Here is a 10,550-nt window from a genome sequence, read left to right as displayed (position 1 = left end):
TTTTTGAAGGATGGATGGGGGGCACGGGGGGAAGGAAGGGGACTTTTTTGCAAAAAAGTCCCCTTCCTTCCCCCCGCCTCAAACCGATTAACCAACCATTTCGAGATACACATGACGGAAGAGCTCAGCTTTGAGGTAGACGAGGAGGCGGGAGAACGGCTTGACCGGGCACTGCATGTCCGGCTGGACGGCATGTCGCGGGCAGCCATACAGAAAGCCGTCACGGCCGGGAATTGCCGCATCGACGGCTTGCCGGTCACCACGCCCGCCTGCAAGCTGCGCCGGGGCCAGCGGGTGGAGCTGCGCCTGCCGCAGACCGACAGCCCCTTGCAGGCTGAGGAAGCGGAGCTGGAGGTGCTTTTTCAGGATGCGCACCTTGTGGTGTGCAACAAGCCCGCCGGACTGACGGTGCACCCCTGCCCGTCCTGCCCGGAAGGCACGCTGGTGCATCGTCTGCTGCACCATTTCCCGCAGCTGCGGCAAATGGACGGCCTGCGGCCAGGCATCGTGCACCGTTTGGACAAGGACACCAGCGGTCTGCTGCTGGTGGCGCTGGATGAGGCCACGCGCCTGCGCCTTGCCGAAGCCTTTGCCGCCCGCACGGTGACCAAGTGCTATCTGGCGCTGGTACAGGGGACGCCGCCGCGGGAAGGGACCTGCCGCGAGCCGGTGGGGCGCCATCCCACAGTCAAGGTCAAGATGGCCGTGGTGCCTGAGTCCCGGGGCGGACGCAGCGCCCATACGGACTGGCAAGTGCTCTGGACGGCGGCGGACAGGAGCTGTTCTTTGCTGCTCGTGCGTATCCATACCGGACGCACGCATCAGATCCGCGTCCATATGGCGCATCTGGGACATCCGTTGCTGGGCGACGCGCTCTATGCGCCGCCTTCCGTGCAGGCACGCGCCCCGCGCCAGATGCTGCACGCCTGGCGGCTGGAGTTCAGCCATCCGTGGAGCGGCAAAAAACACATATTTACGGCGCCGCTGCCGGAGGACATGCTTGCCTGCGCCGCCGCGTCCGATGCTTCTACCCGGCGGCTTGTGATCACGGGCAATCCGGGCTGCGGCAAGTCCACGGTCTGCGCCGCGCTGGAACGCCTCGGCGTGCCGGTCATCAGTGCGGATGCCGTGGTGCATGGGCTGTACGCGCCGCGCGGCCTTGTGGCCCTCTGGCTGGGTGAACGCCGTCCCGATCTGCTGGCGGAGGACGGGAGCATCGACCGTGCGGCCCTGCGGCCCGCCATGCGGCAGGATCCCTTGTTGCGGCAGGACGTGGAAAAGCAGGTGCACGAGCTGGTGCGCCGTCGCATCACGGACTTCTGGGAACAGGCGGAAAAACGCGGCGATCCTGTGGCCGCCGCCGAGATCCCCCTGTATTTTGAATGCGGCTGGCAGGAAGATGCCTTCACGCCGCGTCCCCAGAGCGTGTGCGTCAGTTGTCCCGTCGACCTGCGGCGTCAGCGCGTCATGGCTGGGCGCGGCTGGAGCGCGGAGCATTTTGACGAGATAGAGGCATGGCAATGGCCGGAAGAGAAAAAGATCTCCCACAGCGACCTCGTGCTTGCCAATACGGAAAGCGCTGAAGAGCTTGACGGACGGCTGGAGAACTTGCTGCGGGACATCATGCGGGATCAGAAAGAAAAAAGTCGCCTGCTGCGGGAGGACTGGCAACGGCTTCTTGCCGGCCTGCGGCTGTCGTGAGCCCATTTTTCCACTCCACGACACGCTTTTTCCAGTTAAAACGTATCGCTTTGCCCATCCTTGATGCCGCATCAAGATTTTCGATGTTTGACGGCAGGCTGCGAGCAGTATACATATCCCCCTCTTCCGGCTTGACAAAGCTCCCGGCAGTCGCCACAACAGGGGGACCTCCTTCCCCCCGTCGGAGTATGGATGACACAAACATGCCTACCAGCTCAGGATAATTTGCAGCTCGTTGCGGCTCTTTCTCGTATCGCGCTTTCCTGTGAAGATATTTCCACGTTCTGGCGTGGCGCCTTGAAAACTATCGGCACTGCCCTCTCCTGTTACTGCGCTTATGGCGTGCTCTTTGCCCCTGGGCGGGCCGATCAGTCTGAGCTCTGGCTTGCCGATAGCGTACCGTCCGATACCGAGGACGCCACACGGATGGCCCTCACGGCTTTTGTGGCCCTGCGGGAAATGGCGCTTGCCGAGGATTTCGACCACATCGCGTCCTGCCGGGATGCCGAACTCCGCTCCCAGCTGGAACACTGCGGCATCGACGCGCTGCACAGTTTGCCCCTGCATCATAAGGACGAGCTCATCGGTTATCTTTGCCTGGCGTGGCGGGACGCTGCCCAGAGCATCTCCGCTGACCGCCTGCACGGTCTGGAAGATCCTCTGGCGCTCTCTCTTTCGCATCTTGCCCTTTGTGAACGCCTCCAGCGGCACAATGCCCGCCTGTACGACCTGTTCGACTCCTTTACCGCACCGGTCTACGTTTCCGACCTGCATACCCACGAGATCCTTTTTGCCAACAAGTGCATCAACAAGGCCTTCCCCCTCGGGGACAAGAGCGAGAACCTCTGCTACAAGCGCTTGCAGGGCTATTCCAATCCCTGTCATTTCTGCACCAATGACGTTCTTGCCGATGACGGCACGCCCTATCGCTGGACCCATGAAAACCCCCTCACCCATCGCGTCTATACCGTCATAGACCGCAAGGTGCGCTGGGAGGACGAGCGTCTTGTGCGGCTCTCCATCGCGCTGGACATCACGGATTCCATCCGTGCTCAGGAAGAAAAGCGAAAGGCCGTCATGGCTTCGGAAGCCAAGAGCGAGTTCCTCGCCCAGATAAGCCATGAGATCCGTACGCCCCTCAACGGCATCATCGGTCTGACCCATCTGGCCCTCCAGGACAGCCAGGAGGATCAGCGCGACTATCTGTACAAGATTCGTCATTCGGCCACCAGCCTGCTGACGCTGGTCAACGACTTGCTGGATCTCTCCAAGATCGAGGCGCGCAAGATGGTGCTCGAGCACAGCGACTTCATCCTGCAGGATGTGCTGGACTTTGCCCATGTGGCCGTACAGTACCAGATGCAGCAGAAGGGGCTCGACTGGCATTGCCGCATCGGCAAGAACGTGCCGCGCCGCCTGCATGGCGACAATCAGCGGCTACGACAGATCCTCCTCAACCTGTTGAGCAACGGCGTCAAGTTCACCACCAGCGGCTCCATTTCCGTCAGTGTGGCGCGCCAGCGGGAAAATGACCAGGACTGGCTGCACTTTGCCGTTTCCGATACGGGCAAGGGGATCAGCAAGGAATTTCTGGAGCACATCTTCGAGCCTTACTCGCAGGAGGACGCCAGCATTTCCCGCCGCTTCGGCGGGACAGGTCTGGGGCTTGCCATCTGCAAGCATATCGCTGATCTCATGGGCGGCAGCATCTGGTGCGACAGCACGCCGGGTCAGGGATCGACCTTTCATCTGCGCATCCCCTGCGTGGAGGCCGCCTTCGAGGATGAACCTTCCTCGGATGCCATCACCGCCGACATGCCCGCCGGGCTGCCGGAGGGAGTGGACATCCTGCTGGTGGAAGACAACACCATCAATCAGGAGATCGCCTGCTCTCTCCTCGGCCGCATGGGGGCGCACTGCACGGTGGCCCATGACGGACGGCAGGCCATTGATCTGGCCCTGCAAGGCACATATGATCTCATCCTCATGGACGTGGTCATGCCGGAGATGGACGGCATCGCCGCCACGACCGAGATCCTCCGCAGGGCCAAGGAACTGCGGAAGACCCTGCCGCCCATCATCGGTCTGACGGCCGACCATGCGCAGCCCCTGCTGGAAAAGCTGCACGATGCCGGCATGGCGGATGTGCTGTTCAAGCCCATCGACCCCACCTTGCTTTTTCACAAGATCCTCCAGTGGACCAGTCCGGCGAACGCATGAGCAAGGCTTCCCGAATCGTCAAGACCAATGCCGCGCGTCTGCTGGACCGGCTTGGTCTGTCCTATGAGCTGCTGGCCGTGCCGGTGGACGAGAGCGACCTTTCGGCCGTCACGGTGGCAAATCGTCTGGGGGCGGATCCGGCCTGCGTATTCAAGACCCTTGTGGCGCGTGGCGGCCGTACCGGCATCCTCATGGCCTGCATCCCCGCAGCGGCCGAACTTGACCTCAAGGCTCTAGCCGCCGCTTCCGGCAACAAGCATGTGGAGATGGTCCACCTCAAGGAAGTCTTTCCCCTTACCGGCTATATCCGCGGCGGCTGCTCACCTCTGGCCGCCAAAAAGGAATACCCCGTCTTTGTGGACGACAGCGCCGCGCACCATGCCTGCATCCATGTGAGCGCCGGGCAGCGGGGCGTCCAGCTCCGCCTCGCCCCGGCCGTCCTGCAACAGGCGGCCCATGCGGTCATGGCCCCTCTTTGCCGCGCACCGCACTGAACACAACATCTTCTGCCGCAAGACACGAAACGGCGATGCGAGATCCCCCGCATCGCCGTCGTTTTTTTGCTGACGGGCGCTGAGCGCGCCCTATCCTAGAGCGGATTCGCATTGAAATCGTGTCCAATCTCAATGCTGACGCTGCCCTCACACTACGGAAAAAACGTGGTTTTTCCGCTCACATCGGGCCGGACGGCGCGATACCGCCGCCTCGCGTTTTGCCGTTCGCAACGGCAAAAGGCTCTAGGCTTCGTCGCTCAGGCGACGAAAGTTCTTCTTGCTGGCGCCGCACACCGGACAGCACCAGTCATCAGGCAGATCCTCGAATTTGGTGCCTGCCGGGATCTTGTGCCGACGGTCGCCGCGGTCCGGGTCATAGACATAGCCGCAATTGGCCACCGGGCACCGCCACATATCCTTGGCATCAGCCATGCTGAACGCTCCTTTATTGTTGTTGCTTACGTTCCGCCATCGCGGCGAAACAGGCATTCAGTCCACCGGGGCGGATATCAGACCGCCGCCCCCTCGCATTTTGTCTTTTTCAAAGGCAAAGTGCTCTAGCCCTGATTGCCGCCATTCTGCACGAATCCCTTGGAGGGACCGGTGCTGGAGGGCGTGCCGGCGATCTTGGCCAGATAGACCGCGCCGAGCGACTTGATGTGTTCAGCGATATTTTCATAGTAGTTCATATGGGCCTGCTCTTCGTCAATGATGCGCTCAAAGAGACGGGCCGTGACGATGTCGCCGTTTTCGTTGCAGACTTTGATGAAGGAATTGTAGGCGTCGATGGTGGCGTCTTCGCGGGCGGCGTCGCCTTCATAGATGGCAAGCACTTCCTCGCCGGTCTTGACCTTGCCGTCCTTCTCGCTGGTGGGCTCGCCGCCAAGCTCCTTGATGCGCTCGGCAAAGGCTTCGGCGTGTTTCATCTCGTCGATGGCGATGAGCTTCATGTTGGCGGCCAGTTCGCCATAGTCCAGACTGTCGAGGCTGTAATGCTGGTTCATGTACTGGTGCACCGCATAAAGCTCCATGCTGCGCGCCTTGTTCAGCACCTCGATCACATTGGCCTTGCGTTCCTTGCGATCCTTGCTCATTCCTCATCCTCCAGATTCGTGGTATTGTGGAATTGCTTTGGGAAGATATCCCGCCCGTGAAGCGCACTGCGCGCTTCTCATGCGATGACGGGCCTCTCTTGGAGAACCCGTCATCCACGATACGGCGCGATACACAGGGACAGGAGTCAGGCTACACCGTCCCCCCCGCAAAAGCAAAGCCTATTGTCTACCCGCGGCAGCCAGCGCCGCGCATTCTTCACACAGGCCGTCAAACTCCACCCGCGCGGCATGGAGACTATGGAAACCGGGGACTTCTATCCCTTCCACAGAAGGTTCCGGCACAGGCGGCATGACGTCACCGATGCGGCCGCAGGATACGCAACGCACATGTTGATGCGCGGAGATGTCCCCGTCAAAACGCTTGGTGCTGCCCGACGCTTCCAGACGGCGGATCGTTCCGTTGTCCGCCAGGAAATCCAGGTTGCGGTACACCGTTCCCAAGCTGATGCGCGGCAGGCGCTGACGCACCATTCCGTAGAGCTCATCCGCCGTGGGATGCGTCTTCGTCTTGCGCAGCTCTTCCAGGATGACCGCACGTTGCCGGGTCATCCGTGTTTGTATGTGAGCCATGATTTCCTCCAGTTTCAATAACTATTACTGATAGGGAGAAAATATGTCAAGCCGCATTTCCGCCTGTCTGTGATTCCACGCACAAAATCGCCATATCCATCACATTGGTCAGCGTCGGCCCCGTCCGCAGCAACAAACCTGCCCGCTCCAGCGCCGTGTAGCTGTCGTTCTGCTCCAGCAGCTCCCGGGCTTCCGCCTCACAGCCCGCCAAAGCCTGCCCGTCGGCAAAACCGCCCGCGGCATCCGTGGGGCCGTCCGTGCCGTCCGTGCCCGCAAAAAGCGCCGTTATCCTGCCGCCATACTCCCGTTCCCGCAGATGCAGGGCCGTTGCCAGCGCCATCTCCTGATTCCGCCCGCCTCTGCCCGTCCCCCGCAAGGTCACCGTGCATTCGCCTCCGGCAAGATAACACAACGTACGGCCATCCTCCCCGTGCCGCCGTGCCGCCTCAAGGGCCTCTTTCACCAGATGAGCGGCGCAGTCCCGTGCTTCGCCGGTATACGGCTGTTCGCGTACACATACGGTCATCCCCAGAGCCCGCGCCGCCTGAGCGGCTTCCGCAAGCGCCTGCCCGTTACCGGCCACGATGCGCGTGCAGACCTGCCGGAAGAGAGGGTCATCCGCCTTGGGCGTCTCCGGTCGCCGCCCGGCCGCGCCGTCGCGCAGGCTTTGCACCAACACGGTCGGCAACTTTTCTTCCAGTCCGTACCGTGCCATCAGTCGCAGGCACTCCGCAAAGGTCGAAGCATCCGGCGAGGTTGGTCCGGAGGCTATGACTCCCATATCGTCCCCGATAACGTCCGAGACAAGAAAACTCAGCACCCGTGCCGGAGCCGCCGCCCGCGCCAGCTGTCCACCTCCGAAGACCGACAGATGCTTGCGGAAAGCGTTCATCTCCTGGATGGTCGCCCCGCAGGCCAGCAGGCATTCCGTCAGGCGGCGCATATCCTCCAGCGTCACCCCCGGCACAGGCGCGGGCGTCAGGGCGCTTGCCCCGCCGGTAAACAGACAGATGAGCAGATCATCCTCTCCCGCCCCTTCCGCCAGCCGTAAGATATGCCGCGTCGCCGCCTGCCCGGCCGCGTCCGGTACCGGATGCGCCGCCTCGTACAGCTGTATCCGCTCAAGCGGCATACCATGCCCATACTTGACGATGATGGCCCCCTCGTCGATGCGCTCCCCCAGCAGTTCCTCCGTCGCCTTCGCCAGCGGTGCGGCCCCCTTGCCCGCGCCGACGACCACCACCCGCCCCCGCTCCGGCAGCGGCCATACCTCACCGTCCACACAAAGCGCGTTTCCCTCGCGCCGCACATGTCGCCGCAAGGCCGCGTCCGGCGCAACAGCCGCCAGCCCCGCCCGAAAGATCCGCTCCAGATGCTGCCGCATGGCGTATCCTTTTTTTGAAATGGATGTGTTGTTGTCGTGCGGGGGGAAAGGAGGGGGCTTTTTGCAAAAAGCCCCCTCCTTTCCCCCCGCGCCCCCCTTTCCTCCCGCAAAAAATCTTACTTGGGAGGATGAAAGGGATATGTACCGCCTCAGCCGCCCCACGGACGCCAGTCCCCCGGCGGCATGAAAAAAAGACCTCCGACGTACTGGCATGTTTTCAGGAAAAAGAAAGAAGCGCAAGTTCCCCAAACCGTTTTCCCGCATATCAGGCTCGTGTTTCGGGTCATGAGGGGATAGTTCTCTGATAGCGCAATGCTCTATAGAGTATTTCCGTTTGAAACGCTTCGCGCTTCAAACCATACGGCCTTGCTTTTCGCGGAAAAAACGCGGTTTTCCGCCCTCCTTTGGCCGGACGGCGCTGTGCTGCCGCCTCGCGTTTCATCTTTTTCAAAGATAAAACGCGCCAGCTTATCACGCAAACGTGGGGAGTCCTGTACAGGGTTGGGCTGGGCGAGGGCGAGGCGTCGTCCTGAGTGGTGCGGCGGTTTGTGTCTGGGCAAACAAAGTTTTTGGGGGGATGGGGGTGTGGGGGGAAGGGCCCCTTTGTTCACAAAGGGGCCCTTCCCCCCACAAAAAACAACCTACCTCACGCCATGCAGCCCGGCCCAGTCTTCGTAGGGGCCGGCGCCCTGGCAGGGGCGGCAGGTGGGGCCGAGTTCGGCGGGATACCATTCGCCGCAGCGGGGGCAGCGGACGACTTGCCCCTTGCCCTTGTGGCGCAAGGAATCGGCGTGGATGCGCACGGGGGCGGCCTGCAGAAGATCGAAACCGGCTTCGCGGATCTCGCGGTGCAGGGCGTCGGAATCCTGCTCGCGCTTGGGTTTTTCCTTGAAGAACCAGCTGCGTACGTTGGGCCAGCGGTCGAGGCCGTCGGCATCGAGACGCACGCGGATGCCTTCGCCGGTATGCTTGTCGTAGAGGGTCAAGGCATAGATGCCGAAATGGTAGACACGCAGCCAGCCGTTGCCCACGGTACAGGGCGTGAGCAGCTGCACGGCATCAGGCAGACATTGCACAGTCTCGGCCACCGCGTCAAAAAGGATGCCCTGCGGCAGCGCCCGACGAGCCTTTTCCACCATATAGCCGCCGATGATGACGCCGGGAGCCACATGGCAGTGAAATTTCCTGACTTCTTCCACGAATTCGTCATGCGTCCATGAACCGATCATACTGATCCCTGTTTTTTCTTCATGCTGCCGGGGGACGTGAAGCCGTGCGACGGCTTGCGCGGTACGACGGACGGCACGAACCCTGCCGGACTTTTTGGGGGATGGGGGTACGGGGGCAGGGGAACTTTTTGCAAAAAGTCCCCCTGCCCCCGTAAAAATCCTGCCTAATGCACAGTTTCTTCGGGGGCGCTCACGGCGCGTGCGGCGGCCGGACGGGCGAGGCTGAGAGGCGTCGCGCCCTCTTCCTGAGCCAGGGCGTCGAGGTGCCCCATGACGAGGGAGAGGACATGACCGATCTCCAGCGGCATGTCGCGGGGGCGCAGGTCGGCCTCCAGGATGTAATGACGGCAGGTCTCGCAGATGACGGCGCGCAGATCGGGCTGTCCATCCACGAAAATATGACGCAATATGCCGTTGCCTTCCGCGCCGCAATGAGGACAGAGCGTGCGCTTGAAGCGCCAGAGGCGGGAACAATGGCCGCATTGCAGATAACGACGGCCCTCTGTGCCGTGGATGAGGCTGATCTCGGCCCGGCCGCCGCAGTAGGGACAGGTGGCGTCTCCACTTTCCCGTTCGGGCAGACCGTGCTGGGCAGCGGCTCCGGCCAGCCGGGCAAGCTGCTCGGCAAAGAGGTTCACGGCATCGGCGGGCAGATGCTGCTCCTTGCTCCAGGTGGACAGGGCGGGCCGCTTGCGCCCCCGCCGGGCAAGACAGAGATAGGCGGGCAGCCCGGCGTCGGCGCGAATGGCCTCGCGCAGCTGCTCCCAGGCGGGGACCACGGCGGGAAAGCCCTGCTTGAGCGCATCCAGCAGAGGCTCGGCCCAGCGGGCGGCGCATCCCGCATCCAAGCCGCCCTTCCCGGCGGACGGGGCGGCCGACGTTTCCGTTTCCGGCGTTTCGGCAGCGGGAACGGCGGCACGGCGGGCGGCTTCCTGCGCAAGCGCGGTCTCGCGCAGGCAAAGGACTGGGGCAAAGGCATCCAGCAGGGCCCGCTGTTCCGGGCAGGCTTCACGCAAAATGTCGATCAGGCGGGCGGTCTTGCCCGTTCCTTCAGATGCGGCGGCGGGTGCTGCCGTTTCGGGAGTTGCCGTAGGGCGGGAAGTCATCGTGTATCCTTGTGGCAGGGCCGCCCTCCGCCGCCGGAGGGGAAGAGACGGCGGAGGACGGCCGGTGGTCAGGCAGGATCAGGCCTTGAGATGGCTGTGGTAGCGGGCGGGATCATCGGTCACGATGAAGATGACCCGTACGCTGTCCGCATCCACGGCCTGAGCCTTGGGATGGGTCTTTTTCAGTTCGGTCACGCGGCGCTGCACTTCGGCCAGGATCTCGTCCCGGTCACCGAAGACCATAGCCCCGGTGGGACAGGCCTGCACGCAGGCCGGCACCATGCCGTTGCTGATGCGGTCGATGCACATGGTGCACTTGACCATGGCGCCGGTCTCCTCGTTCTTGCGCGGCACGTTGTAGGGACAGACGCTCTGCGCGGTCTCGAAGTCGTCGTCCTTGCTCTTGGCGGTATAGACCACGGCTCCGGTGGCTTCATCATGGATCATGCCGCCTTCCACGCTGGAACCGGCCAGACAGGGCGGTTCCATGCAGTGACGACACATGTCGCTGGTGAAGTACCAGTAGGGCTTGCCGTCCGCGCCGCGGCCATCGGCAAAGCGCACCACCTTGTAGGTGCAGCCGTTGAAGTCCGGCGGGTTCTGGTAGGTCCCGGTCTGGGTGGTGGGGCTGGCGGGCAGCCCGTTCCACTGCTTGCAGGCCACCTGACAGCCCCGGCAGCCCGTGCAGCGAGACGTATCAACAATGATGGACTTTCCGTTGCTCATCGTCA

The 10,550-nt window shown here is 62.6% G+C and carries 10 protein-coding genes; 3 read left to right on the top strand and 7 right to left on the bottom strand.

The window, feature by feature from the left end; genetic code table 11:
* Positions 1-111 precede the first annotated feature (111 nt).
* The 3 genes from coaE (at position 112) to ybaK (ending at position 4,415) form a co-directional block, all read left to right on the top strand.
* Positions 112-1,701 carry a dephospho-CoA kinase gene (gene coaE / locus Q0K00_RS06070; protein ID WP_297228074.1) on the top strand — a complete coding sequence of 530 codons (1,590 nt, stop codon included), beginning with the start codon at positions 112-114 and terminating at the stop codon, positions 1,699-1,701.
* 297 nt (positions 1,702-1,998) lie between these two features.
* Positions 1,999-3,921 carry an ATP-binding protein gene (locus tag Q0K00_RS06065; protein ID WP_297228073.1) on the top strand — a complete coding sequence of 641 codons (1,923 nt, stop codon included), beginning with the start codon at positions 1,999-2,001 and terminating at the stop codon, positions 3,919-3,921.
* Positions 3,918-4,415 carry a Cys-tRNA(Pro) deacylase gene (gene ybaK, locus Q0K00_RS06060; protein WP_297228072.1) on the top strand — a complete coding sequence of 166 codons (498 nt, stop codon included), beginning with the start codon at positions 3,918-3,920 and terminating at the stop codon, positions 4,413-4,415. The genes Q0K00_RS06065 and ybaK overlap by 4 nt, the downstream gene beginning before the upstream one ends.
* A 243-nt stretch (positions 4,416-4,658) precedes the next feature.
* Here ybaK and Q0K00_RS06055 read toward each other — a convergent pair whose 3' ends face one another.
* The 7 genes from Q0K00_RS06055 to Q0K00_RS06025 all read right to left on the bottom strand — a co-directional run bounded on the left by Q0K00_RS06055 (position 4,659) and on the right by Q0K00_RS06025 (position 10,545).
* Positions 4,659-4,847: a rubredoxin gene (locus tag Q0K00_RS06055; protein ID WP_296305438.1), complete on the bottom strand. Its 189-nt coding sequence runs from the start codon at positions 4,845-4,847 to the stop codon at positions 4,659-4,661.
* Between the two features lie 125 nt (positions 4,848-4,972).
* The gene (locus Q0K00_RS06050; protein ID WP_297228071.1) at positions 4,973-5,509 is read right to left on the bottom strand and encodes a bacterioferritin; all 537 of its coding nucleotides are present in this window, start codon (positions 5,507-5,509) and stop codon (positions 4,973-4,975) included.
* Positions 5,510-5,689: 180 nt separating this feature from the next.
* Positions 5,690-6,100, bottom strand: coding sequence for a Fur family transcriptional regulator (locus Q0K00_RS06045; protein WP_297228070.1), 411 nt, complete (start codon positions 6,098-6,100; stop codon positions 5,690-5,692).
* A 46-nt stretch (positions 6,101-6,146) separates the two neighbouring features.
* Positions 6,147-7,484, bottom strand: coding sequence for a DUF4147 domain-containing protein (locus Q0K00_RS06040; protein WP_297228069.1), 1,338 nt, complete (start codon positions 7,482-7,484; stop codon positions 6,147-6,149).
* A 641-nt stretch (positions 7,485-8,125) separates the two neighbouring features.
* Positions 8,126-8,713, bottom strand: coding sequence for a formylmethanofuran dehydrogenase subunit E family protein (locus Q0K00_RS06035; protein WP_297228068.1), 588 nt, complete (start codon positions 8,711-8,713; stop codon positions 8,126-8,128).
* 164 nt (positions 8,714-8,877) lie between these two features.
* Positions 8,878-9,819 carry a formate dehydrogenase accessory protein FdhE gene (locus tag Q0K00_RS06030; protein ID WP_297228067.1) on the bottom strand — a complete coding sequence of 314 codons (942 nt, stop codon included), beginning with the start codon at positions 9,817-9,819 and terminating at the stop codon, positions 8,878-8,880.
* A gap of 78 nt (positions 9,820-9,897) precedes the next feature.
* On the bottom strand, positions 9,898-10,545 hold the full coding sequence (locus Q0K00_RS06025) for a 4Fe-4S dicluster domain-containing protein (protein ID WP_297228066.1): 648 nt from the start codon (positions 10,543-10,545) through the stop codon (positions 9,898-9,900).
* Positions 10,546-10,550 lie beyond the last annotated feature (5 nt).

This window comes from uncultured Desulfovibrio sp. (assembly GCF_944327235.1).
Classification (GTDB): domain Bacteria; phylum Desulfobacterota; class Desulfovibrionia; order Desulfovibrionales; family Desulfovibrionaceae; genus Desulfovibrio.
The sequence above is the reverse complement of the archived record's forward strand: the minus strand, read 5'-3'. Positions and strand labels throughout refer to the sequence as shown.

Bases quoted from the DNA above. Each gene is read 5' to 3' on its own strand.
- Q0K00_RS06055 (WP_296305438.1), bottom strand. From the start codon at position 4,847: ATGGCTGATGCCAAGGATATGTGGCGGTGCCCGGTGGCCAATTGCGGC.
- Q0K00_RS06035 (WP_297228068.1), bottom strand. From the start codon at position 8,713: ATGATCGGTTCATGGACGCATGACGAATTCGTGGAAGAAGTCAGGAAA.
- Q0K00_RS06050 (WP_297228071.1), bottom strand. From the start codon at position 5,509: ATGAGCAAGGATCGCAAGGAACGCAAGGCCAATGTGATCGAGGTGCTG.
- ybaK (WP_297228072.1), top strand. From the start codon at position 3,918: ATGAGCAAGGCTTCCCGAATCGTCAAGACCAATGCCGCGCGTCTGCTG.
- coaE (WP_297228074.1), top strand. From the start codon at position 112: ATGACGGAAGAGCTCAGCTTTGAGGTAGACGAGGAGGCGGGAGAACGG.
- Q0K00_RS06025 (WP_297228066.1), bottom strand. From the start codon at position 10,545: ATGAGCAACGGAAAGTCCATCATTGTTGATACGTCTCGCTGCACGGGC.
- Q0K00_RS06040 (WP_297228069.1), bottom strand. From the start codon at position 7,484: ATGCGGCAGCATCTGGAGCGGATCTTTCGGGCGGGGCTGGCGGCTGTT.
- Q0K00_RS06045 (WP_297228070.1), bottom strand. From the start codon at position 6,100: ATGGCTCACATACAAACACGGATGACCCGGCAACGTGCGGTCATCCTG.
- Q0K00_RS06030 (WP_297228067.1), bottom strand. From the start codon at position 9,819: ATGACTTCCCGCCCTACGGCAACTCCCGAAACGGCAGCACCCGCCGCC.